Here is a 24,414-nt window from a genome sequence, read left to right as displayed (position 1 = left end):
AATGGCTGAAGACAGAAACTTAAAAGATGAGTTGCTTAAGGATCCATTTAAAGAAATGAGTGACACTGAGGATAATTTAATACTGCAGCCTAAAGAAGCTGCAGCGAACAAACCGAAGGAAAGCGAAATGCTGACGACTTACAAAGACCAGTTCAGTGAGTCTGATCTTAAATCGATTCGTGAAATTAAAGATAAAATTGAACCGCTGAACAATGATGCACTGATTACTTACGGTGCGAACGCTCAGCAGGCAATGTCTAAGTTCTCTCATCAGATGCTGAATGAAGTCCAGTCAAAAGACGTTGGACCAATCGGTGAAACATTAGAAGAACTGATGAAGAAGCTGAAAGAAATTGATCCGGAAGAACTGACTAACGAAAAAAGAAATATATTCAAGCGTATGTTCGGACGCGTTAAGCGTTCAGTTAATGAAATGATCTCAAAGCACCAGAGTATCGCTTCACAGGTCGACCGTATTTCAATCCAGCTTGAGCATGCAAAAGAAGTACTCATTAAAGATGTGAATATGCTCGACGGGCTATACAATCAGAATAAGGATTACTTCGATGCAATTAATATTTACATTGCAGCAGCTGAACTTAAAATGGAAGAACTCGAGAATGAAACACTGCCCCGCTTAAAAGCTGAAGCAGACTCGTCAAGCAACCAAATGGACGTACAGGATGTAAATGACATGATGCAGTACATCAACCGTCTAGAGAAGCGTGTGCATGATTTAAAACTGTCCAGACAGATTACACTGCAGTCGGCACCGCAAATCCGCATGATTCAAAATATTAACCAGACGCTGGCTGAAAAGATTCAGAGTTCAATTTTAACGAGTATTCCATTATGGAAAAATCAGATGGCGATTGCTCTTACCCTGCTCCGTCAGGAGTCGGCATCCAAAGCCCAGCGTGAAGTAACGAATACGACAAATGATTTGTTAACGAAAAACAGTGAGATGCTGAAACAGAACTCATTAAGAACTGCAACAGAAAACGAACGCGGTATCGTCGATATCGAGACGCTGAAAATAACTCAGGATAACTTAGTCACAACGATTGAAGAAACACTTAGAATTCAGAGTGAAGGTTCACAGAAACGTAAATCTGCTGAAGCAGAACTTGTAACGATGGAGAAAGAATTGAAAGAACGTCTCCTGCAGATTAAAGATAAGCACAGATACTAATAGAAATACTGAATGAGCTCCCCGCTATTGGCAGAGAGCTCATTTTTTGTGCTGTCTATGACCGGGGGTTCTTCGTTAGTTGGGAAGAAAAAGCTTTTTGTCCCGATGAGACAATCTCATGCGGTTAAATACATATTTCCGGCCGGGTGGATATACATCCGGTCTATTAGATTCTAGCAACCTATGTGAAGTGTTCATGCGGTCGATTAATCGATTTCAACCTGATGTGAGGACTTCATCGGACCGATAACTAATATTATTATTCTTGCCTATGCAACACTTCAACGGTATACATGAGAAAGCTGTTTATCTTTAAAACGCCATTCCCTGCTGAGAACTTCCATAAAATTTCCCGCAAAAAAGCCACTTTCCGAGACGGGAAAGTGGCTGCTGTTTAATATTTACGTATACTCTACTCTCGGTTTCTTAAGACCGATTAAGTAGCCTAAAATGTAGCCGGCAATCATGAATGGAATCCACTCAAAGCTGTAGCTGAATAATGGAAGTGACTCAAGCCAGCTCATTTCCATCCAGCCATTTCTATGAAGGACAGACAGGATAGATAGTGCTGTCACTACATATACCGGAATCTGCAGGCTCAGTCTTGGTGACGGTAAGAAATATGTCACGATCAAAAGCAATACAGTTGTCATGGCGATTGGATAGATGATGGACAGTATTGGTACACTTGTTGCGATAACCTGATCCAGTCCCTGGTTCGCAAGGCCGAATGAAATTAATGTAAATACAACGACCCAAAGTTTGTAAGGGACTTTAGGCAGAATGCTGTTGAAGTACTCAGACACTGATACGATAAGCCCGGTACCTGTCGTAATACAAGCAAGGAAGACAATGACTCCCAGTAAAATTGGTCCGAAGATACCGAACACATCACTGCTCATGTAAGTCAGCAGGAATGTTCCTAAGTTCTGATCATCAACTAATGCTCCGCCAAGGTCTACACGGTTTGCCAGCCATCCAAGTGAAATGTAGATTGCTCCAAGCAGTACAGCTGCAAGTAAAGCAGATTGATTGTGCCGATAAGTAAATCACGGCGGTTAGTAATACCAAGCTGTCTGATTGAGTTCAGTACGAGAACACTGAATGCAATCGCTGCAATCGCGTCCATCGTTAAGTATCCCTCAGTAAAGCCGATTGTAAATGGTGAAGACTCCTGGAATGTTACTGATGCCGGGTTGATTGAGTTTGAAAAATAAGCAATCCCTGCAACGATGATTAAGAGTACAATTCCAATAAGTAAGAGCGGTGTGAGCACCTGCCCGATAGTGTTAATTAAAGTTCCTGGTTTAAGACTTAATAATAAGACTATGATAAAAAACGCTAATGAAAAAACCAGTAACCAGATGCCGGTGTTTTCACTTAAGAAAGGCACGATAGCCATTTCATAAGCAGTTGTTGCTGTTCTTGGAATTGCAAAGAACGGTCCGATTGTTAAGTAAATAGCGACCAGAAATGCTACTCCGAATGCCGGGTGAATATGTTTTAAAGATTCTTTATATCCATCTTTAGAAATTGAACCTACGATAACTCCGATTAAAGGAAGACCTACCCCTGTAAGGACGAATGCAAGCATTGCAGTCCAGAAGTATTCTCCGCTCCCAAATCCGAGCGCCGGCGGGAAGATTAAATTACCTGCTCCGAAGAACATGGCAAATAATGTGAACCCGACCATTATGACTTGTTTTGTACTCATGGACATCGCCTCTTCTATAAAAATTAGTATGCAATTATCTTACACTAATATTGCAGAAAAATCTACAAATATTTGAATTATCTGACTTTTATTACTAAGAAAAATAGGTTTTGTAAAATCCGCCGATTTTTCCTGAGTTGTCTTTAACAAAAATATACTCTTCTGTTTCATTTACAACTGTATATTCTTTGCCGACAGTCAGCATATCAGAGACTTTGTACTTCTCTGCATCTGTGTGTTTTACAGTAACCGTTCTAAGATTATTGTATTCCCATTCATTTTGAAGCATTCTATTTCCACTAAGTAAAAAAGAAAAGGTATCACGAGGATACCTTTCTCTTATTAAATTGTTTTAAATTTAACCTTCTAATAATAAATCTTCAGGGTTCTCAATTAATTCCTTAATTGTTTTAAGGAAGCCGACTGATTCAGCACCATCAATAATTCTGTGGTCATAGCTTAATGCAATGTACATCATTGGACGGATTTCAATATCGTCACCAATTGCTACAGGACGTTTCTGAATCGTGTGCATACCAAGAATAGCAGCCTGTGTACCATTGATAATCGGTGTCGACATTAGCGATCCGAATACACCGCCGTTAGTAATTGTGAATGAACCGCCTGCCATATCGTCAAGAGATAATTTTTTATCTTTTGCTTTCTTAGCAAGTTCAGCAATATCATTTTCAATTTCAGCGAATGTTTTACGGTCTGTGTTGCGGACAACCGGCACCACTAAACCTTCATCGGTAGATACTGCAATCGATACGTCGAAGAACTCTTTGAAGATAAAGTCCGAGCCGTCGATTTCAGCATTTACTGCCGGGTATTTACGTAGTGCAGCTGTTGCAGCTTTAGTAAAGAATGACATAAAGCCAAGTCTTGTTCCATCGTTACGTTCCTGGAAGCTTTTTTACGTTTTCTAAGTTCCATAACGTTAGTCATATCGATTTCGTTAAACGTTGTCAGCATTGCAGTGTTTTGTGATACGTCAAGAAGACGTTTAGCAATTGTCTGTCTGCGGCGTGACGCCGTAGCATTTCTCGCGTTCAAACCGGTTTTTTCAGGTGCAGCGTTTTGAGCTGGAGCCGACTTTTTAGGCTCTTCTTTTTTAGCTTCAGATTTAGGAGCATTGCCGTGGTTTTCAACATCCTGGCTGCGTACTAAACCGCGAGGGTCAGTCGGGTTGATGTCTGAGATTTTAATCCCTTTTTCACGTGCAAGTTTTCTAGCTGAAGGTGTTGCAACAACAAGTGCGTCGCTGTCGTCTTCTTCAGCCGGCGCTGCAGGCGCTTCAGATTTAGTTTCTTCAGCTTTAGCGTCTTTCTTGTCTTCCTGTTTCGGTTCAGCTTTCTCAGCAGTTTCCCCGCCGCCTTCACCGATTACAGCGATAACCTGTCCAACTTCAACAGTGTCGCCTTCTTCAGCTTTAAGTTCAGAAATTACGCCTGCTTCTTCGCTGACGATTTCAACGTTTACTTTATCAGTTTCAAGTTCGAGTACGTTCTCGCCTTTTTCAACTGAGTCTCCCACTTGTTTAAACCAAGTAGATATTGTTCCTTCTGTAATTGATTCTGCTAATTCAGGCACGATGATTTCAGCCATTTTATAATTTACCCCCTATTATTTTAAAGCTTTTTCTATAATATTTTGCTGTACTAACTTGTAAGAACCGCCGTTGCCTTCAGAAGTCGAAGCGCTCGGTTTTCTGCCGATATAGTTAAGTTTTGCTTTAGACGGTACGATATCGAGCAGGTATGGTAATGCAAAATGATGAACCCTGGTTTTGCGGTTCTTCCTGGACGAAGCGCACTTCTTTCAGGCCTGTAATATCATTTAATACTTCTTTAATTGCTTCAGCCGGGAACGGATACAGCTGTTCCAGTCTGATAACGATTACTTCGTCGTTCGGTGTTTCTGCTTTAGCCTGTGCTTCAAGCAGGTCTACCGCTACTTTACCACTAGCAATGGCTACTGTCTTAACTTTTGTTTTCTTGTATTCAGGCACGATAATTTCGTGGAACTGGTTATTTACAAACTCGCTTACCGGCTGGCTCGCTGTTGTGTTGCGCAGCAGGCTTTTCGGTGACATCACGACTAACGGACGCATTTTCTCAGTGTTTAAGTACTTCGCCTGGCGTCTTAACAGGTGGAAGTAGTTGGCACTGCTCGATAAGTTAACGACTGTCATGTTATTTTCAGCACATAACTGTAAATATCTTTCGAGACGTGCAGATGAATGCTCAGGTCCCTGACCTTCCTGTGCGTGCGGCAGCAGAAGCGTTAATGCTGTTCTCTCACCCCACTTGGAATGTGCAGATGACATGAAGACATCAAAAATCGGCTGAGCCATGTTTGCAAAGTCTCCGTACTGGGCTTCCCAAATCGTTAATGCGCTGTTGTTCTCGACGTTGTAGCCGTACTCGTAAGCAACCACTGCCATTTCAGTTAACGGCGAGTTGTAGAGCTCAAATGAAGCTTCAGCGTCGCTGATGTTGTGCAGCGGCGTGTGTTTCTTGCCTGTTTCAGGATCGTGCAGCATGCATGCGGTGTGCGAACGTACCGCGCTCTGCATCTTCACCTGTGAAACGGATTGGCGTGCCGTCCTGGTTAATTGTTGCGAATGCAAGAGCTTCCGCATGAGCCCAGTCGACAAGTGCCGTGTCGTCTTCAAATGGTTTTTTACGTCTTGATAAAACGTTGTTTAACTTTTTAAGCGGTGCGAATTCTTCAGGATACTCTAAAAGCTCTTCGTTAATTTTAGCAAGGCGGTCGAATGTAATATCTTCTTCAACTTCATTCGCCTGCCCTTCCATAATGACTTCAGGTGTCTGAATATCTTCAGTAACGACAGTGTCAGCTTTATCAATCTTGTCATGCTCAGCTCTTAATTCATCCTGAATCGCCTGTATGATGCTGTTTTTATCTTCCTCTGTAATGACACCGTCAGCTACGAGCTGATCTCCGTAAAGATTGTCGATTGACGGGTATTCGTTTACTTCATTATAAAGGTTCGGGTTAGTCGTCATCGGTTCATCCATTTCGTTGTGGCCGTAGCGGCGGTAACCGATTAAGTCGATAACTAAATCTTTTTTGAATTTCTGGCGGTACTGAATCGCAATGTCGATCACTCTGAGAACATATTCCGGACGGTCCGCATTGACGTGGAATACAGGCATATCGAAACCTTTAGCGATGTCAGATGCGTACAGTGTTGAACGCGCATCCCACTCTTCAGTCGTAAAACCGATGCGGTTGTTAGTAATAATATGCATTGCACCGCCGACTGAGTAGCCTTCAAGGTTAGATAAGTTCATCGACTCAGGGTTAACGCCCTGACCTGGGAATGCAGCGTCACCGTGAATAATTACACCGAGTGAATTATCAACGTCGTGAGTCGCTTTTCCAGCCTGGTCAGTTTTCTCCTGCTGAGCACGTGTACGACCCTGTACGACAGGTCCGACAATTTCAAGGTGCGACGGGTTGTTGGCAAGCGTTACTGTTTGTTCGATCCCTTTGTCCGTTCTTGTTTTAACACCGCCAAGATGGTACTTAACGTCGCCCATCCAGCCGTTTGTCAGTTTCAGTGAACCATCTTCCGGCAGGAATTTCATCGGGTCAGTCGACATAAATTCACTCAGCATCATTGCGTACGGTTTTTGCAGCGTATGCGTCAGCACGTTTAAGCGTCCGCGGTGAGCCATACCGATTTGCAGGTGCGGAATGTTTTCTTCAGCCATACGCCCGAGGAGGTGGTCGAGCATCGGTACGAGCGAGTCCCCTTCAATTGAGAAGCGTTTTGCGCCGACAAAGTTTTTGTGAAGATATTTTTCAAAACCTTCAGTTTTAACTAATTCCTTGAAAAGATAAAGTTTCTTATCGTTGGAAAGTTCGACTTCGCCGAGACCCTCGATTGTATTCTGCAGCCAGTTTCTTTCTTCAGTGTTATTAATATGAGTGTACTCATACGATAACGGTGAAGTGTAGATTTGTTCAAGGTAACGTGCTGCTTCAAGCGCATTGCTGAATTTATCAGCAAGTGCTTCAGAGACGATACTTGCAGGCAGGTTTTCAAGATCCTGATCCGAAAAACCATAAGCGTTGAAATCAAAGTCAGGTGCATTGTCAATTTCCGGAGAGTAAACCGGATAGACATCCGCTTTTAAATGACCGTATTGTCTAATGTCATTTAACCACTGCAAAATACCTTTGATCTTATCCTGGCCTGATGAACTAAGTGCCTGGTTCGATTGACGAGTATTACTTCCTTCACTTGAAGAAATGCTTTCGAATAGTAATTGCATTTCCTCAGATACTGATTCCGGGTCTTCTTTGTACATGTCAAAATACTCAAGAATCATACCTAGATTTGTTCCAAATCTTACAGGAGCATTCTCAACTTCATTTTGTTGCATTGTACTGCCACCTCTTTATAATTTTTAAATACTCTTTACGTATAAAATTTTACCATTTTACAAGTGTTCTTGAAAGCGCAATTGTAGTTTGTATCTAATGTTTTCGATGTTAATTTTTAGATTTTGGGAATTTTATGTGAACAGTTGTTGAATTTCCTTCAATACTTGTAATCCAGACCTTGCCGCGGTATAATTCCACGATTTTTTTAGCAATTGATAAACCGAGTCCGTTTCGCCCTGGTCACGGCTTCTGGATTTATCGACACGGTAAAATCTGTTGAATACCTGCTCGATTTCATCTTGTGGAATACCAATACCTGAGTCGGTAATTGAAATTTCAATACTGCCGTCACTATTTAGTTCCGATGCTACCGTAATATGCTTGTGCTCCGTATCAAATTTAATCGCATTATCGAGGAAAATAATCAGCATCTGTTCAAAATGATAATTATTAATCGGATACATAATTTTGCCTTTATGAAGTTTTGCGTCGAACGTATAATCCGGATGCACTTTATCGAGACTTTCAAGACGGCTCATTATTTCATCATTTAAATTGATGCTTTCAGTCTGTAAATAATCTGAGCCCTCATTTTCGTCAGGAGCAGCAGCTCTTCGACAAGCTTGTTAATGCGTTTCAGCTCTTCAATTGAAATGCCGAGCGATTCATCGAGTACTTCAGGGCTGTTTCTGCCCCCCGGTTAATCAGCTGCAGATGTCCCTGAATAATCTGCAGCGGTGTTCGGAGTTCGTGCGATGCATCTTCAACGAACTGTTTCTGATTATATGACTCTTCGAGCGCACCCATCATATATTAAACGACTCAATCATATAATCCGTTTCAATAATATTCGTCTTCAAATCGAGACGCTCGGCAAAGCCCTGGTTCTCAATTTCTTCAGCTGACCGGTGAATCTGCGATTGGCTTGACATCTGAATCGAGAAGAAAATAACTGATTATCGATGTAAATGTAATCGATAAAAAAACCGATTATGGTTGCGATGAACAGCATCATGCGGATAATCGTGTTGTATCATTCAGCGGATGCACGACCGACACGTAGCCGTGCCAGTAATCCGACTGCAGCATGCGGGTGCCGACAAGGAAATCATCCCCGTCGAGGCTGACTGTTCATAACGGGATTGACGTTCGCCTCAAAATCAGTATCAATATTTAACTGGGTGCGAATCGGCCAGCGGTAAACCTCTTCCCCGCTCAGCGTGTACAGCCCCATCTGCTGATTATCATACAGGCTCGTGTAAATATCCCGTTCGGTAATCGAGTTGAACGGCTGATTTTCATATAATGTACTGACATCCGATAAACTTCTCGAAACCGACCGGTATTCCTGGTCTTTTAAATAAACACTTGTCGCGTAAATTAACAGTGAACTGAAGATGAGATACGTAATCGTTATAATCAGAATGGATAATTTCAGCCACTGCATGCGGAGTGATGTTACACGATTCATTGTCTGATCACGTACCCGACGCCGCGCACAGTTTCAATCACTTTATCCTTATTGAACGGTTTTAATTTATTGCGCAGATATCTGATATATACATCGACAACATTCGTTTCCACTTCGCTGTCGTAGCCCCAGATAATATCGAGAATCTGTTCGCGTTTCATTACAATGCCCATGTTTTTAACGAGCAGATGTAAGAGCTCATGTTCAGTTTTCGTCAGTTCAATCGGCGTACCATCGATTGCGACTGTATACGCAGACGTATCGATAGAAATCCCGTGGAGCTCGAGCGTATCGTGATTCGTCTCCGTCGTCTTATTGCGGCGCATAATTACGCGGAGGCGTGCGAGCAGCTCCTCAATCTCAAACGGCTTCACAATGTAATCATCCGCACCGTAATCAAGACCGACGACTTTATCGTACGTATCCCCTTTTGCCGTAATAATAATAATCGGTGTATCCTTGGACTTTCTGAGACGCCTGCACACCTCGAGCCCATTTAACTTGGGTAGCATCAAATCCAGCAAAATTGCATCATAATCATTCTCTGACGCCAGATCATATCCTGCCTGCCCATCTGAAGCAAGCGTCACATTATAACCCTCGTGACCTAATTCCAACTCTATGAAACGCGCTAAATTCGTTTCGTCTTCAACTACTAATACTTCCGGCATAAGCCTCACCTACTTTGTCTACATATTATCATGAAAATGATGGTGATTAAAAATGAAAGGTGCAGTTTGGCTGGGGTTTTGAGCAAGATTGTAAGATTTGACTCGACCTTGCTCATTTTTGTCGTGATTATGAGCAGGGTGGCTTATTTTTGAGTGAGCTTGCTCATTTATGTCGTGATTATGAGCAGGATAGCTTATTTTTGAGTGACCTTGCTCATTTTTGTCGTGATTATGAGCAGGATAGCTTATTTTTGAGTGACCTTGCTCATTTTTGTCGTGATTATGAGCAGGATAGCTTATTTTGAGTGACCTTGCTCATTTTTGTCGTGATTATGAGCAGGATAGCTTATTTTTGAGTGACCTTGCTCATTTATGTCGTGATTATGAGCAGGGTGGCTTATTTTTAAGTGACCTTGCTCATTTATGTCGTGATTATGAGCAGGATAGCTTATTTTTGAATGACCTTGCTCATTTTTGTCGTGAATATGAGCAGGATGGCTTATTTTTAAGTGACCTTGCTCATTTATGTATTAATTTATGAAGAAAAGCGTATTTATCAGACAGTGTCAATTTCACATTGTCCGACAAATCATTTTATCAGACAGTGTCGCCATATATTTTTAGAAATTACACTTTTGACTGTCTATGTAAATTCTACAATGTCATTCAAACGATAAAAAGCTCGAATTCCCCAGCCCATCAGCCAAAAAAAATAAAAAACCGGAAATCCTTTCTCAAGGGTCTCCAGTTTAGCTAAATATTATTTATATCATTAACTTACAATTGTATTTGGTGTTTCCATCATATAGCTTTGCTGTTTAATAAGTAAATTCGTTTTTACATCGGGCCATTCGTCGTCGATAATTGAATATATTATTAAATTGCGCGGCACGCCGTAGAGGGCGCGTTCTTTTCTGATGATGCCTTCTTTTGTGAAGCCGATACGCTCGATCGCCTTGTTGCTGCGTTCATTACGTTCGTCTGCGCGTACTTGTACGCGCATGAGCTTTAACACTTCGAAGCAGTATTCGAGCAGCAGGAATTTGCTGTCAGAGTTAATGAATGTGCGCTGGGCTTTTGTGCCGAACCATGAGGCGCCGATTTCGCAGCTTTGGCGTTCGTAATCGATATGCTGAATGCGCGTAGCGCCGACAACTTCGCCTGTTGCTTTTAATACGACAACAAATGGTATTGTTTTCAGCTGATTGCGAAGCTCAATAGCACTCTGAATCCATTCGCTCATCGCTTCTTCGTTTGTGGCCTGAAAAAGCATGTAAGTCCAAATACTGTCATGATTGATTGACTGAAGTTCTGCGGCGTGGCTTAACTGCATGGGCACGAGTCGAATTCTGTCGTTTTCAAGCGTAATGTTTTCATATAAATTTATTGCCATATTATCACCTGCCGTCTTAATATTACCCAAGGTAATTTCATTATAATTCCTCGAAAAATATTAAGCAAATAATATTTTAAATTAAATTAAGGCCGTTTTTTTAAACTTTTTATGGAGCACAGCACTTGTCCCGACGACTACTGCAAGGCCGATAACAACGCCTGCCAGCACGTCTGTCGGATAATGTACGCCGAGGTATACTCTGGATGATGAAATCATCAGAATAAACGTTGCGCACACTGTCATTAACAGAGCTTTATTGTTTAAATCAGTGTTCTTAATTATGGTCGCAAGCGAACCGAAAAATATCGTCGAGCCCATTGCGTGCCCGCTCGGGAAACTGAATCCTGAAATTTCAATCAGACGGAGCATTGACGGACGCTCGCGGTCGAACGAGTTTTTCAGAACTGGAATTAAAACGCTCGATGCCATCATGGAAATTAAAATGAAAAGCGTATGAATCTTTAATTTATAGAGCATTAAAATTGAAATCAGAATGAGCGACATGACAATCATGGACAGTACTTCACCAAGCTGGGTAAAGCCGAGCATCAGTGCCGTCGTAATAAAACTTTCGGATGCGTAAATAAATTCATAGACTTCACGGTCAATCCAGCGGCCGAGTCTCGACTCGTGAAAAATAGCGATCACGCCGAATATTAAAGTAAAGACTAAGAATAGACATTTTCTTACTCCGGCTCACTCCGACGCCTCCCCAATCAGTTTATCGGCAAGTTCTGCCGGGTTAACTCCGTCGTTAAACTGTGTCATTTTATATGTGATATCACTGTAGTTATCATCGATATAGTTCAATTTTTCATTTAAATTTTCAAGGTTCAGATTTTCTTCTTTAAGAACTTCTGCATAACCTTTCTTTTTAAAGTATTTAGCATTTTGAATCTGATCGCCCCGGCTCTGATCAAGACCGAGCGGAATTAAAATCATCGGTTTCTTCTGGAGGAGCAGCTCGAATATTGCGTTCGAGCCGCTGCGGGATATAACGATGTCGCTGATTGCGAGTAAGTCTGCAAGCTCATCGCCGACGAATTCAAACTGTTTGTAATTCACATTGCGAATCTTTTTATTAATATTGCCCCGCCCTGTTAAGTGAATGATCTGGTACTTTTCTGTCAGCTTATCGATATTGTCATGCACGAACGCATTGATTATTTTCGCACCGAGCGAACCGCCCATGACGATTAAAACCGGCTTGCCGGAGTTGAATCCTGTTAAAGCGTAGCCCGCCTCGTGAGTCCCTGAAGAAAGCTCCGGACGGATTACCGGACCGAGGTACTCGGCTTTCGCGTCGGTAAATTGCTCTGCGGTTGTCTCAAACGTGCAGAATACTTTTGTCGCAAATTTGCTGGCAATGCGGTTAGCAAGTCCAGGTGTTAAGTCTGACTCGTGAATGTAAACCGGCACATCTTTAGCAGCGGCTGCGAGTACAACAGGTACCGACACAAAGCCGCCTTTAGAAAAAACAAACAAGGGTTTTTCACGTTTTAAAATTTTCTTCGCATCCGTGACGCCTTTAACCACTTTAAAAATATCTTTTAAATTTTCAAATGATAAATAACGGCGCAGCTTGCCGCTCGAAATTTCATGGTATGGAATATTCAGCTCCGAAATGATATCTTTCTCGATACCTTTTTTCGAACCGATATAATGCGGTTCAATATTTTGCTTTTGAAATTCAGGAATTAGAAGTTTATTGAGCATAACATGGCCGACTGTACCGCCGCCTGTCAGCATTACTTTTTTATTTTCGTGAACCATATGCGCCCTCCATAATACTTAGTGACTTTACTTTAAACTATTTACAAATTGTCTACAACAAAAAATTCCGTACAAATGCAATCTGTACGGAATTTGATGTCTTATTCTTCCTCTTCTATCTCTTCGTCTTCAGTTAAATTTTGTTCATCTTCAGTGACCGGCGGAATATGCGGTGCATTGTCCCTTGCCTTTTGTTCAATTTCCATAATTGACATGTCACCGTTAATATAATCGATTAAATAATTCAACTGAGCGTCATTTTCGTTAATGGTTTCACGAATATCAGACAGAATGCCTGTTGTCGTTTCACCGGTTACAATACCATCAGCTTCAAGTTTTTCATCTGTCTGATAAGCCATTACGGCTGCAGTCAGCTCGCTGTCGAAGTTATTATCGAACTTCGTAATATCATAGCCAAGCTCATCGAGTGCCACTTTAATCGACAGAACTTTATCGTTTGTCTGCCCTTCAGCGAACACTTCGTCTTCAGTGAGCAGTTCGATGCGGTAGTAATCCGGATTAATTAATTCAATATCCGGCGTAATGCCCTCATCCTGCACCCATGTCTTATCAGGTGTCAGCCATTTAGTATTCGTGTATTTCAGCATTGAGTTATCTTTAAACTCGCTCGTGCGCTGAACAACACCTTTACCGAATGAAGTCGTTCCTGCAATCTGAACATTTGTTAAATCATCGAGAGCGCCTGTAAATACTTCAGAAGCACTTGCCGAACCTTCATTAATTAAAATGTACACATCATCGAATGATTCAGCGTTCGGGTTCTTCTCGTTTTCAGTAACGATTTCCTGCTGGTTGCCATGATTATCTTCAAGGTACAGTGCAGCAGTACCAGAATCAACAAACTGGTTGATCAGTGTCACTGCTTCGTTTAAAAGACCGCCCGGATTGTAGCGGAAGTCGATAATAAGCTCGTCAACACCGTCTTCGGCTGCCTCATCGATAAACGCACTGAACTCATCAGTAGTACCCTGCTGGAATCTGTTGACGCTGATATGTCCGACACCATCGATTTCTTCATATGTCACACTGTCGATATGAATCGTATCTCTCGTAATCGTAATATTTGACGGGCTGCCTTCGCCGCGCTGAATCGTCAGAACAACATCAGTGCCCTGTTCGCCGCGGATCAGCTGTACTGCTTCTGTCGTCGTCATGCCTTCAAGTGATTCACCGTCAACAGCGAGAATCTGATCACCGGGCTCAATGCCGGCCTGTCTGCCGGAGAGCCTTTCATCGGACTGGAGATAATGATTTTGCTGCCTTCCATCATTACTTCAGCACCAATACCTTCAAAGTCTCCGGTAATGCTTTCTTCGAAGTCACCGGTTTCATCGATATTCATATACTCACTGTATGGATCGTCAAGTCCTTCGACCATACCGCGGATTGATGATTCGATTAAAGCGTCTGAATCGACATCCTCATAATAGTCTTCATTCAGTGTGTCGTAGACACTGTACAGTTTTGCAAATTCGGTTCTCGTATCAGTTCCGACGTTGACTGCACGTTCCTGATTATTTGATATTGCAATTGCTGTTATTACTACACTGATTATAATCGTCGTTAAAATAATGACGATAAACCAGAATATATTCATGTGAACGGACCGCAGTTTAGACTGAACGTTCTTGTCATTGTTTTCTTCGTCCAAGTTATGCACCCAATTTCTACCTATGTATTACTCATATATTATCAGTTTACTTGATTAAAGAAAAGAAAAGAACAGTGAAATCACTGTTCTTCAAAAAATAGATGATTATTCTCCAGCAAATGGTACTGCTGCATCAAGCGCAACTTCAATCATATCGTTGAATGTTGTCTGTCTTTCTTCTGCAGTAGTTACTTCACCTGTAATAAGGTGATCTGAGATTGTCAGGATTGCTAATGCACGTGCATTATACTCTTCAGCGATTGTAAATAATGCTGCAGATTCCATTTCAACCGCAAGCACACCGTAATCTGCAAGCTGTTTAGTATCTGTTTTAGTATCGTAGAATGAGTCTGCTGTATAGACGTTTCCGACTTTTACATCAAGACCGCGTTTTTTAGCTTCGTTGTAGCTTGCTAAAAGCAGGTCGAAGTTTGATGTTGGCGCAAAGCTCACGTTACCGAACAACTTGTTGTTCTGGTAAGAGTCTGTTGTTGCACTTTGTGCAATAACAACGTCGCGTACTTTAACTTCTTCTTTTAATGCACCGGCAGTACCGACACGAATTAAGTTTTTAACGCCGTAGTCGCGCATTAACTCATGAATGTATATTGAAATTGACGGTACACCCATACCAGTTCCCTGCACTGAAATTCTCTTGCCTTTATAAGTTCCAGTGTAGCCGAACATATTGCGGACTTCATTGTAGCAGACAACATCTTCTAAAAATGTTTCCGCGATATACTTCGCACGGAGCGGATCGCCCGGCAGTAAAATAGTATCGGCGATATCGCCCTGTTTTGCATTAATATGAATACTCATATTTTCATCTCCTCTTATGATCGTAGCCATTCTGTGTAGTCTGAAAAACTTTCATCAAACGTATCTAATGATATATTAAGATACGGGTTCTTTTCAAGATAATCTGAGATTTCTTCGTAATTATTTGAATACTTCGGGAAAGACATATCATCCGCAATATGGTTTGCCAGCTGACCAATGTCATTTTTCGCCCCGATTTGTGTCTTTATATACTGGTAATATGGTCGATCTTTCATATTACGCCTTAGAATCTAACAGCTTGACGTATTCTCCGTAGCCTTCTTGTTCAAGCTCGCTTTTCGGAATAAAATCAAGCGCTGCAGAGTTAATGCAGTATCTTAAGCCGCCAAGTTCCTGCGGTCCGTCAGGAAAGACGTGACCGAGGTGCGAGTCTGAAGTTTCACTGCGGACTTCCGTGCGGCGCATGCCAAATGACGTGTCTGTATGCTCGGATACATCTTCATCTGACAGAGATTTAGCAAAGCTCGGCCAGCCGCATGAGGAATCGAATTTATCAAGTGACGTAAACAGCGGTTTGCCGCTCAGTTTATCCACGTAAATTCCTTCTTCAAAATGTGTCCAGTATTCATTCTCAAATGGTGCTTCTGTACCATTCTCTTTCATTACCTGTCTTTCAAGGTCTGTTAATTCACTAATATCTTTTCTTGCCATTATTTTTCACCCCATACATTTTCTACGAAACCTTTGCGTCCTGATCCTTTGTAATACGCATTGTAATGTCCTGTATTTTTCTTATAAAAGTCCTGATGTTCATCTTCTGCTCTGTAGAAGTTTTTATACGGCAGCAACGGTGTATTGATCGGGGCCGGAAAAATATTTGCTTCATCAAGTTCTTTAATTAATTCAAGTGCCGTATTATGCTGAGCTTCATCGTGGTAAAACACTGCCGGCATATAATGCGGGCCGCGGTCGCCAAACTGTCCGCCGATATCAGTCGGATCGAACGTTTTGAAAAATACTTCCAATAGTTCGCGGTAGCTCATCACTTCTTCATCGAAGTCAATCTGCACGGCTTCAACGTGTCCTGTTGTACCTGTGGATACTTGTTCGTACGTCGGATTCGGTTCGTCACCGTTAGAATAACCTGAAACTATTTCTTTCACGCCGTCCCATTGGTCAAACGGTTTAATTAAACACCAGAAACATCCGCCTGCTAAAGTTGCTGTAGCCATAAATTAATTCCTCCTAAAAATTGTTGTTAACTGAAAAATACCATGCATTGTTTTCATAGTCTATTTTGTCGGCTTGGAGTTCTACACCGAAATACTGTTCAAACAGTGACATATCGATTACAATCGCACGTTCGGTTTCGCTCATCGCTATGCCTTCTGGCAGATCGACAAGCTTTCTGAGTGCTGTGTACAGCGTATCTTCACTGAACGGCAGCCCCGCTAAATTTAAATCTGTTAAGTGAATAATAATATTATCCCCGTTTACGACCGGTTCTCCGGCAATGCTTGAATTAATAGAAAATCCGAGCAGCTGCTGTTCAATATCAACAACGATGCCGTCTTCATTAATATTAACAGTAAATTCGTCATATGGAATATTATCATTAATCAGAGTTTCAATCGTACTGTTCGTTAAAATAAACTCAAGTTCTTCAGTCTTTTCTGGCGGTTCGTTCCCGCTTGTCTGTTCATAGGACTGGTTGAAGAATGAGGCAAGCACAACGACAACAGCGATATTCACCGCGAGCAATATGAAGAAAGAAATCATCCATATATTTTTACGCATCGCTTACAGCTCTCTTGTCAGGTGCAGGAACTTATGAGGGTAGCGGTTTTTATCGTCTGCTATACCCTCTACTGATGATTCGATTGTCCAGTCGTTTAAATCATAAGCGGGGAAAAATGTATCGCCGGCAAATGTTTCGTCAATAACTGTAATATACATTTCATCGACCAGATGCATGGTCTGTTCATAGATTGTGCTGCCGCCGAAGATAAATACTTTGCCGGAAAGGTCTTTAATGTCATCGATTGAATGAATGACGTCCACACCTTCAGCTTTAAAGTTTTCATCCGTAGTTAAGACGACATTTCTGCGGTTAGGGAGTGGACGTCCGAGCGTTTCAAATGTCTTTCTTCCCATAACTATTGTATTCCCTGTCGTGTGTTTTTTTAATCCTTTTAAATCTGCCGGAAGACTCCAGGGCATGTCGCCTTTAAAGCCGATAACGTTCTGATTCGCATGTGCAACTATTAAAGATACCATTAGTTTCCTCCTATACTGCAATCGGTGCTTTGATTGCCGGGTGGGATTCGTAGCCTTCAATTTCAAAGTCTTCGTATTCAAGTTCAAACATCGATTTGTCCGAATTAATTTTAAGTTCCGGTGCCTCGTAGCTTACCCGTGACAGCTGCGTATTCACCGCATCGAAATGATTTGAGTAAATGTGCGCGTCACCGATTGTATGCACAAACTCGCCTGTTTTAAGGCCGCATTCTCTCGCAACGAGTGCCAGCAGCAGGCTGTAGCTGGCGATATTAAATGGAATGCCTAAGAAGATATCCCCGCTCCGCTGATAGAGCTGCAGGCTTAATGTGCCGTCTGCCACGTAAAACTGGAACAGCGTATGACACGGCGGCAGCGCCATCGTTTCAATTTCTGCCGGGTTCCATGCACTGACAATATGGCGTCTTGAGTCCGGTTTGTTTTTAATGCCGTCAATCAGATTCTCAATCTGGTCGATAACTTCACCGTTCGGTCCGACCCAGTGGCGCCATTGTTTGCCGTAAACATTGCCGAGCGTACCGTATTTTTCACTGAACTTATCATCGTTTAATACTTTTTTTTAAACGATTTCATTTCAGCTTTGTACTGTTCATTAAAGTCTTCGTCTGCCTGCGCCCGGTGTCCAAAATCAGTCATATCGGGCCCGCGGTAATCTTCTGACTCAACATATTTTTTAAAAGCCCATTCGTTCCATATATTATTATTGTACTGAAGGAGATATTTAATATTCGTATCACCGCGAAGGAACCAGATTAACTCGGTTGCCACGAGTTTAAATGAAACCTTTTTAGTCGTTAAAAGCGGAAATCCTTCTTTTAAATCAAAACGCATCTGATGACCGAAGACGGACTTAGTTCCTGTATTTGTGCGGTCAGTCTTCGTTGTACCCTCTTCCATCACACGGTTCATCAGGCTGTGATAGGCATTATCAAATGAATTCATTAAAATCACCCTTTTCTTTTATAATGTACTTCTATATAATTAGTATTAATTAAGAAGAGAATATTATTGTGATCGGAGTGTTCAGAATGGAAATTTTATTCACAGTCGGTTTAACTTTACTTGCAGGCTACATGATTACAATGTGCATCTACGAGTAAGAAAATATTTAGAAAAAAGGAAAGGGTATACCCTTTCCTTTTTTTTTGCACAATATTCGTCAAAATCTGCTTTCAGATCCATCATGATATCTTCAATCGTTCTATTTTCAATATTTTCACGTGCTGTAAATGACACGAGTTTGCCGCCTTTAAATAAAGCGAATGACGGGCTTGACGGTTCAGCATCAATATATTCGCGCATTGCAGCTGTCGCCGGACGCTCCTGGCCCGCAAATACAGTCGCCAGACGGTCAGGTTTCACCGGGTTCTGGTTTGTCACTGTTACAGCAGCGGGTCTGGCAAGACCTGCTGCACAGCCGCACACGCTGTTAATAACGACAAATGTCGTTTCGTTTTCTTTAGTATTCTTCATAAAATCATGCACACCTTCAGGCGTCGTTAATTCACTAAAATCGTAATTCGTCAGTTCCTGCCTCATAGGTTCTGCAATTTCTTTCATATATGCCTGATATGCATCCATGTTTACCGCTCCCTGTTCTGCATTTGTTTCCACACGCTGCCGAGTGCATCTTCGCCCTGTTCAATACGGGCAATTGCTATTTCTATCTGCAGCCTTACATCGTACTGCGGATCATTCTGATGTGCTCTCAATACTTCCAAACTCGTGTCATCGCCGCTTTCGTATATAAACATTGCCGCACGCCAGCGGACAATTGGATTTTTATCTCCGAGTGCTGTATGCATATCTCCGAGTCCGTCTTTAAAACCGAGATCGCTGTATGCATCTGCTGCTGTTCTTCTGACCGGAATTGCGCGGTCACCCATAGCAATTCTTAAATATTTAAGTGTTTTTGGGACTTCAATCATTGCTAACAGGCTGACACTCATGCGTCTGACCTGCATTTTCTCATCATGAAGTGCGTGTTCCAAAAGCGGGTAATCGCTCTCATTAGGTGTATCGAAATGATTCAGCATATAGAGGCGCTCTTTCCAGTCCTCTGTATTTTTAAACTCATCAAGCGAAACCTTAAAGTATTTCATCGGCGCCGGCTGCACGCGGTTTTTTGCTTCAGCCACGAGTTCCTTGAGCGTTCCTTGTGGATACAGTGCTTCAATTTCCTCAATGACTTCAGTAAATACGTCTTCCGGCGAACCGTAACGGGTACTTAAATTTTCCCACTTGCGGTCAAAAATAATGTTATCTTCAGGCAATGTTGCGTTAGTGACGGCTTCAGTAAATCTTGCCGGCAGTTCGCGGCGGTGTTCTGTACCGTCATTTAACTTTACCTGATAAGGAATTCCTTTAAACATGAGCACCTGAGTGTTCACTTCACCAAAGTTCGACTCAGGTGTCAGTCTTTTTTTGCTTCACCGGGTTCTGCGTTATTAAAAGTCGCTTCAATTTTCGGAATCAAAGTTTCCCAGTCTGTTTTCGAGCTTTTATCGACAGAAATAAAATCGAGTGCGTGGAAGACGCTTGTTACATCTTCAAGTTCCAGTACGCGCGCGATAAATGCCGGTGTATCCTCAGTGACCGCTTTGTAAGTTGAAGATCTCATTTCCTCTTTTGTTTCATTAACAGTAATTTTCATAGTATTCGGGCTTGGTGTCGGTTCAATTCTTACGATTTCCATAGTAGTGCCTCCAGTATTATAATTTATTGCCGTACATTTTCATTTCGATGCCGACGGAACATTCCGTAATGCAGAATGAATGTGCACTTGATTTGCTTCCTTCAGTCCGGTTGACTTCTTTCAACATACATCCTCTGCAGTATGTACGTTCAAGATGATTAATTTTATCCAGAACTTTCGTATCCATTATCATACCTCATTATTTTAAATTGCAACATAGCTAAAAAGCTAATTCAAATTTAATTTTTTGCGCTCTTTATACAAACGGTCTTTAGCCAGTTTGTCTGCACCACGGTTATTTTTTCTCGGTGTATGAGTAATTATAAACATATCGAGCGATTTTGTTAAGGAAACGACTCTGTCGTAGTATGATTTGAATACTTTATTTTTAACGTGGCCTTTATCAAAAGTATCGACGATAATTTTAGAATCCGTATAAACGATTAGATGTCAGCTTCAGTTTCTCTGCTTCTTTAAGTGCAAACTCCAGCATCGCCCATTCCGCTTCATGGTTATCCATTTCACCGAGCAGCACGGACTCTTTTGAGTTCAGCAAATCGTCTTTAATAATAAGCCCGCCGCATGCAAGTTTCGGTTTGAGGCTTGCTGCTGCATCGATATATATTTGCGCCATTTATATCACCCTAAGTTTAAAGTTGATAAATACTTCTCTGCGAGACGGAGATCATGATGCTGCAGCACCTTGTTAATATGTCCAATATCAAGGTTAAGTGTGCTCTTGTCCATCAGTCCGTCCAGTTTCATCGGCACGTCCGTAATAATTTCAGCAAGACGCTGGGACATTTTAAGTGAGTCCATATCATTTATAATCTTGTCCTGCATTTTCGGCGTCAGGGTATCCAGATTGTTTAACAGCTGATCGACCGAGCCGTGGGTTTGAATCAGTTTAAGCGCCGTCTTCTCTCCAATACCTGCGACACCTGAATAGCCGTCACTCGCGTCGCCCATCAATGCTTTGACATCGATAAACTGCTCCGGTGTAATACCGTACTGGTCATGAAACGCCATGAAGTCGTAATAGTGATATTCCGTATAACCTTTTTTAGTCAGCCAGATTCTGTTTGTCTGGTTAATGAGCTGGAGCAGATCGCGGTCACCGCTGACAATCGTCAGGTTATCGATGTGACGTGCGACTGTGCCGATGACATCATCCGCTTCATAGCCGACGATACCGTCCTGATAAAAACCGATATCGTGCATAACGTCTTTAATCATGCCGAACTGCGGCACCATTTCTTCAGGCGCCGCCACGCGGTTTGCTTTATAACCTTCGTACCATTCGTTTCTTACTGACTTCGAACCCATATCCCAGGCGATAATAACATTATCCGGTTTAGTGAGTTCGAGCAATTTGAACGTATGTCTCAGCATGCCTTGAACACCGTTCGTCGGAACATCTTTACTGTTATACATAAATTGATTACGGAAGCTTGTCGCGTAAAAGTGTCTGAACAGTAAAGCCATGCCGTCTATTATTAAAGTGTGCTGTGTCAAAATGTTCCCTCCATTGATAAATCCATTAAATAGAAATGCTTTCCACTGCTTTAAGCAGATTCGCATCTTCATCGTAGTCCGTCCGCGATATTTCATCAGGCTCAGCTTGCAAGGCTGCTGTAATCATCACACGATCTTCTTTAAGCTCCGCGTCAAGCAATGCTGTATATTTCTCTGCCAGCTGTTCCATATGCGCTTTTAATGCAGCTGTATCGACTGACTGGACAATTGTCTCTGCCAGTTCCAATAATGCATCTCTGTAGTCTCCGGTCTTGTTTTTGTTCTGATAGAGAATCTTATCGAACGGTACTAATACTTCAGCATCAATATGAACTGACGGTTCTTCTGCCTTAACACTTGTCACTGACAGTGTACCCGGTGTCCCTGCAATCTCTAAGCGTTCGTTAAACTGTGTAATCATCTGTGACGTCTGCCTGTCTGCCTGACGGTATACTGCATTAAAGGCAATGCTCGTCTCAAGCGTCAGGAAGTCTTCGATATTACGTACGATAATAGATTTATGATCTCTGATGTAATGCTTATTGCTCATCGCGGAAACAGTTAACAGCCCTTTTAGGTGATCATACAGCTGGAGGCGAAGCCGATTCGTCAGATACGTAAGTATAATATCGATTTCCTGTTTCAGCGTATCGTTAATACTCCCTGCTGTAATGCCGTCGATATTATTAAGTAAGTCCTTTCGAAGTTCAAGCAGTTTAGCCCGCTCTTCTCCGTTATCTTCAAACTGGCGCATATTACTCATTAATGTATTGATCAGCTGTCTCTGTGTTTCCTGCAGCGTCTTATACTGCACATTCCCCGAATGCTGGTCAGCGATATGCATAATTTCAGCTTTAGCTGTAGTGAAGTACTCGTCACCTTCGTCTAAGGCGCGTTTACTTGAAACTGGATAGAGCACGTGTTTAATATGCATTGTGTTTAACGCATTACGCATATAATCGAGCACTTTGTCTTTATCCGCTTCAGACTTCATTAAGTCTACTGCATTTATAATAAAGATAATCGGGAAGTCCTTCCCTTTCAGCGATTGAATATACTGCAGGAAAGTTTCATCCGAACGCGAGAATACATGGTTATAGTACGACACGTAAATAATCATATCGCTATCAGTAATAATGTCTCTCGTTTCCGATGTATGACGGGCGTTAATAGAATTAATCCCCGGCGAGTCGACCAGCGTATATGATTGAGTCATATCGTTATCGAGGGAGACATTCGCTTTATGAATAAAGGTCGAGTCTTTATCATTACTGATCTTCGCAATCAAGTCCTCTGTATCGATGCTGACTGTCTGACCGAGATCGTCTTTATAATGAGCGTAGTTTTCCTGTATACCGGCTAAGAGCGGCTTATATGTGTCATCCACCTTACCGATGTTCCTGCTGATCCACTTCTGATAGCCGCCGGCAGTATCATGACGCTCTCCTGACAGTGCAGCAAGTGTCTCTGTTAAATCCGCTTCACTTTTATACACGACAGTACTCGTCTCATCATTATTAATCTCCGTAATTGTTGCAGTAGTCGGGTTTGGGCTTGTCGTTAAATGCTTAGCCCCCATCAGTGCGTTAATGAACGTTGTCTTTCCTGCACTGAATCCGCCGAAGACGCTAATGTTTGCCTTGCCGTTATCTATACGCTGAAGCTTATCGTTTAACAGTCTTCTGTAGTCGGTATAGCGCGGTGAGTCTGACAAGAGAGTAACGAGTTCACGAAAGGCGGTTAAATTCATATCATCTTCATTGTTAACCGTAAATTCATTATGTCTACTTTCTGTGACTTCGACGTGATTATCATCGTCATACGATAAAGTAATCTCTTCCAGCAGATTTAACTTGTCAATCTCATCATCCATATGAATGTAGAAATGACGGTAATTCTGCGTATCGAGTGATTCGATTAAGCCGCAGCTCGCCTGCTTTAATATAGAGTTCTTTCTCACTCGTTAACGTTGTCTGTGCTTTTACTTCCCCGGTATCGGAGGCAGTCAGCTTGTCCATATGAACGATTGCTTGTTCCGAAACTTCTTTAGTTAAGGCTGCCTTCAGCTTATCGAAGTAATTAGTAATATAAGTCTGGTTCAGTGAAGTAATCTTCTCCGTGCCTAGGAAGGCGTTATTCCATTCAAACTTAAATGGTTCTCCGATTAAGCCGAGCGCCTGAAAGAAGCTGTTAATATTCGCATTAATTTCTGTATGTATGACAGGCTGTATTGATTCATTTACTTCCTTAAGGCTTTCTTCATACAGTGCCTGTTCTTTTTTCTTCTTGTTAAACAATCCGCCCGCTTTTGTCCCCTGCCATTACTTTTAAATATGCCGTAATCGCATCTTTTACCTGATGCGGAAATAAGTAGCTGTCTTTGACGAGTTTCTTAACGGATTCTTTGACGTGACTTCTTAATTCATCTGCGTCACTATGCAGATAATTAATTTCAGCCTTCTTCAGTTCGTTGTTTAAATACTCAATTCGTTCAGCCGCCTTCTCACTTGTCAGCTCATTATCGAGCTGCAGCGACTCATGTAATGCAGCCATTTCATCACGTAAATACGCAAGCTGTTTATCCTCGATATTTTTAGTAATACGCGTGTCATACGATATTTCAAATGCTGCACGGTTTCTTCAGTCTGCTGGATGAAGGCCTTTAATTCGTCTATACGGTTATAGGGCGACTCATAGATAGAAGTTGTGAATAATAAATGCTCCGATGAATGTTCCAGTTCGTGAGCGTACGTTTTAACGCGGTTTAAAAAGGTATCTAAAGTACTCGCGGTCATCGTGCTTATCGATCTGGTTAATA

General features: G+C 41.9%; 26 protein-coding genes and 7 pseudogenes. 3 read left to right on the top strand and 30 right to left on the bottom strand.

Annotated features, from left to right (window positions below; translation table 11 throughout):
- Position 1 precedes the first annotated feature (1 nt).
- A complete protein-coding gene (locus G4D76_RS01855; RefSeq protein ID WP_213810373.1) occupies positions 2-1,192 on the top strand; it encodes a toxic anion resistance protein in 1,191 nt (396 codons plus the stop codon).
- A 401-nt stretch (positions 1,193-1,593) separates the two neighbouring features.
- On the opposite strand, the pseudogene brnQ reads toward G4D76_RS01855, so the two are convergent.
- From brnQ to G4D76_RS01810, 9 genes and pseudogenes are all read right to left on the bottom strand, one after another.
- Positions 1,594-2,906, bottom strand: a pseudogene (gene brnQ / locus G4D76_RS01850) (branched-chain amino acid transport system II carrier protein).
- Positions 2,907-3,000: 94 nt separating this feature from the next.
- A complete protein-coding gene (locus tag G4D76_RS01845; RefSeq protein WP_213810372.1) occupies positions 3,001-3,195 on the bottom strand; it encodes a DUF6501 family protein in 195 nt (64 codons plus the stop codon).
- Positions 3,196-3,264: 69 nt separating this feature from the next.
- A pseudogene (gene odhB / locus G4D76_RS01840) lies at positions 3,265-4,514 on the bottom strand (2-oxoglutarate dehydrogenase complex dihydrolipoyllysine-residue succinyltransferase).
- Positions 4,515-4,532: 18 nt separating this feature from the next.
- Positions 4,533-7,324 (bottom strand): annotated as a pseudogene (locus G4D76_RS16500) (2-oxoglutarate dehydrogenase E1 component).
- A 109-nt stretch (positions 7,325-7,433) separates the two neighbouring features.
- Positions 7,434-7,756 (bottom strand): annotated as a pseudogene (locus G4D76_RS01830) (sensor histidine kinase).
- Positions 7,757-7,961: 205 nt separating this feature from the next.
- Positions 7,962-8,135, bottom strand: a complete 174-nt coding sequence (locus G4D76_RS01825; RefSeq protein ID WP_213810371.1) for a histidine kinase dimerization/phospho-acceptor domain-containing protein — start codon at positions 8,133-8,135, stop codon at positions 7,962-7,964.
- Positions 8,132-8,257 (bottom strand): hypothetical protein, encoded by a 126-nt coding sequence (locus G4D76_RS15740; RefSeq protein WP_256440520.1) that lies wholly within the window; start codon positions 8,255-8,257, stop codon positions 8,132-8,134. Before G4D76_RS15740 ends, G4D76_RS01825 begins: the two co-directional genes overlap by 4 nt.
- Before the next feature lie 176 nt (positions 8,258-8,433).
- On the bottom strand, positions 8,434-8,796 hold the full coding sequence (locus tag G4D76_RS01815; protein WP_213810370.1) for a hypothetical protein: 363 nt from the start codon (positions 8,794-8,796) through the stop codon (positions 8,434-8,436).
- Positions 8,793-9,467, bottom strand: a complete 675-nt coding sequence (locus G4D76_RS01810; RefSeq protein WP_213810369.1) for a response regulator transcription factor — start codon at positions 9,465-9,467, stop codon at positions 8,793-8,795. Before G4D76_RS01810 ends, G4D76_RS01815 begins: the two co-directional genes overlap by 4 nt.
- 149 nt (positions 9,468-9,616) lie before the next feature.
- Here G4D76_RS01810 and G4D76_RS01805 point away from each other — a divergent pair, with 149 nt between their 5' ends.
- Together G4D76_RS01805 and G4D76_RS01800 are read left to right on the top strand one after the other, a co-directional pair.
- A complete protein-coding gene (locus G4D76_RS01805) occupies positions 9,617-9,772 on the top strand; it encodes a hypothetical protein (protein WP_213810368.1) in 156 nt (51 codons plus the stop codon).
- Positions 9,769-10,008 carry a hypothetical protein gene (locus tag G4D76_RS01800; protein ID WP_213810367.1) on the top strand — a complete coding sequence of 80 codons (240 nt, stop codon included), beginning with the start codon at positions 9,769-9,771 and terminating at the stop codon, positions 10,006-10,008. Before G4D76_RS01805 ends, G4D76_RS01800 begins: the two co-directional genes overlap by 4 nt.
- Before the next feature lie 231 nt (positions 10,009-10,239).
- Here G4D76_RS01800 and G4D76_RS01795 read toward each other — a convergent pair whose 3' ends face one another.
- The 21 genes and pseudogenes from G4D76_RS01795 to G4D76_RS01700 form a co-directional block, all read right to left on the bottom strand.
- On the bottom strand, positions 10,240-10,860 hold the full coding sequence (locus G4D76_RS01795; protein WP_035784842.1) for a GNAT family N-acetyltransferase: 621 nt from the start codon (positions 10,858-10,860) through the stop codon (positions 10,240-10,242).
- 81 nt (positions 10,861-10,941) lie between these two features.
- The gene (locus tag G4D76_RS01790; protein ID WP_250130104.1) at positions 10,942-11,511 is read right to left on the bottom strand and encodes a phosphatase PAP2 family protein; all 570 of its coding nucleotides are present in this window, start codon (positions 11,509-11,511) and stop codon (positions 10,942-10,944) included.
- 48 nt (positions 11,512-11,559) lie between these two features.
- Positions 11,560-12,636, bottom strand: a complete 1,077-nt coding sequence (locus G4D76_RS01785; protein ID WP_213810366.1) for an undecaprenyldiphospho-muramoylpentapeptide beta-N-acetylglucosaminyltransferase — start codon at positions 12,634-12,636, stop codon at positions 11,560-11,562.
- Between the two features lie 101 nt (positions 12,637-12,737).
- On the bottom strand, positions 12,738-13,844 hold the full coding sequence (locus G4D76_RS01780; RefSeq protein WP_250130271.1) for a S41 family peptidase: 1,107 nt from the start codon (positions 13,842-13,844) through the stop codon (positions 12,738-12,740).
- The gene (locus tag G4D76_RS14230) at positions 13,808-14,308 is read right to left on the bottom strand and encodes a S41 family peptidase (RefSeq protein ID WP_250130103.1); all 501 of its coding nucleotides are present in this window, start codon (positions 14,306-14,308) and stop codon (positions 13,808-13,810) included. The genes G4D76_RS01780 and G4D76_RS14230 overlap by 37 nt, the downstream gene beginning before the upstream one ends.
- Before the next feature lie 105 nt (positions 14,309-14,413).
- Entirely contained in the window at positions 14,414-15,127 is a 714-nt protein-coding gene (gene deoD, locus G4D76_RS01775; RefSeq protein ID WP_026858035.1) for a purine-nucleoside phosphorylase, read from the bottom strand.
- A 14-nt stretch (positions 15,128-15,141) separates the two neighbouring features.
- On the bottom strand, positions 15,142-15,363 hold the full coding sequence (locus G4D76_RS01770) for a YozE family protein (protein ID WP_026858036.1): 222 nt from the start codon (positions 15,361-15,363) through the stop codon (positions 15,142-15,144).
- A gap of 1 nt (position 15,364) precedes the next feature.
- Positions 15,365-15,799, bottom strand: coding sequence for a peptide-methionine (R)-S-oxide reductase MsrB (msrB, locus tag G4D76_RS01765; protein WP_213810365.1), 435 nt, complete (start codon positions 15,797-15,799; stop codon positions 15,365-15,367).
- Positions 15,799-16,320, bottom strand: coding sequence for a peptide-methionine (S)-S-oxide reductase MsrA (msrA, locus tag G4D76_RS01760; protein ID WP_213810364.1), 522 nt, complete (start codon positions 16,318-16,320; stop codon positions 15,799-15,801). Before msrA ends, msrB begins: the two co-directional genes overlap by 1 nt.
- Before the next feature lie 13 nt (positions 16,321-16,333).
- Positions 16,334-16,885 (bottom strand): DUF2140 family protein, encoded by a 552-nt coding sequence (locus tag G4D76_RS01755; protein ID WP_026858039.1) that lies wholly within the window; start codon positions 16,883-16,885, stop codon positions 16,334-16,336.
- Between the two features lie 3 nt (positions 16,886-16,888).
- Entirely contained in the window at positions 16,889-17,365 is a 477-nt protein-coding gene (locus G4D76_RS01750) for a dihydrofolate reductase (protein ID WP_213810363.1), read from the bottom strand.
- A gap of 10 nt (positions 17,366-17,375) precedes the next feature.
- Positions 17,376-18,328: pseudogene (locus tag G4D76_RS01745) on the bottom strand (thymidylate synthase).
- A gap of 207 nt (positions 18,329-18,535) precedes the next feature.
- Positions 18,536-18,967, bottom strand: a pseudogene (locus G4D76_RS01740) (BrxA/BrxB family bacilliredoxin); the annotation flags it as partial.
- Between the two features lie 2 nt (positions 18,968-18,969).
- Positions 18,970-20,081, bottom strand: a pseudogene (locus G4D76_RS01735) (conserved virulence factor C family protein).
- A 16-nt stretch (positions 20,082-20,097) separates the two neighbouring features.
- Positions 20,098-20,268: a zinc-finger domain-containing protein gene (locus G4D76_RS01730; protein ID WP_084135631.1), complete on the bottom strand. Its 171-nt coding sequence runs from the start codon at positions 20,266-20,268 to the stop codon at positions 20,098-20,100.
- A gap of 41 nt (positions 20,269-20,309) precedes the next feature.
- The gene (locus G4D76_RS16495; RefSeq protein ID WP_371814641.1) at positions 20,310-20,501 is read right to left on the bottom strand and encodes a reverse transcriptase-like protein; all 192 of its coding nucleotides are present in this window, start codon (positions 20,499-20,501) and stop codon (positions 20,310-20,312) included.
- 4 nt (positions 20,502-20,505) lie between these two features.
- Positions 20,506-20,715 (bottom strand): ribonuclease H family protein, encoded by a 210-nt coding sequence (locus G4D76_RS01720; RefSeq protein ID WP_213810361.1) that lies wholly within the window; start codon positions 20,713-20,715, stop codon positions 20,506-20,508.
- Positions 20,716-20,720: 5 nt separating this feature from the next.
- Positions 20,721-21,596, bottom strand: coding sequence for a 5'-3' exonuclease (locus tag G4D76_RS01715; protein WP_026858046.1), 876 nt, complete (start codon positions 21,594-21,596; stop codon positions 20,721-20,723).
- 25 nt (positions 21,597-21,621) lie between these two features.
- Complete coding sequence (locus tag G4D76_RS01710; RefSeq protein WP_213810360.1) at positions 21,622-23,556, bottom strand: dynamin family protein; 1,935 nt, start codon at positions 23,554-23,556, stop codon at positions 21,622-21,624.
- Positions 23,462-23,893 (bottom strand): hypothetical protein, encoded by a 432-nt coding sequence (locus tag G4D76_RS01705; RefSeq protein WP_213810359.1) that lies wholly within the window; start codon positions 23,891-23,893, stop codon positions 23,462-23,464. The genes G4D76_RS01710 and G4D76_RS01705 overlap by 95 nt, the downstream gene beginning before the upstream one ends.
- Positions 23,886-24,149, bottom strand: a complete 264-nt coding sequence (locus G4D76_RS01700) for a hypothetical protein (protein WP_213810358.1) — start codon at positions 24,147-24,149, stop codon at positions 23,886-23,888. The genes G4D76_RS01705 and G4D76_RS01700 overlap by 8 nt, the downstream gene beginning before the upstream one ends.
- Between the last annotated feature and the right edge of the window lie 265 nt (positions 24,150-24,414).

This window comes from Jeotgalicoccus sp. WY2, from assembly GCF_018437745.1.
GTDB classification, from domain to species: domain Bacteria; phylum Bacillota; class Bacilli; order Staphylococcales; family Salinicoccaceae; genus Jeotgalicoccus; species Jeotgalicoccus psychrophilus.
The sequence above is the reverse complement of the archived record's forward strand: the minus strand, read 5'-3'. Positions and strand labels throughout refer to the sequence as shown.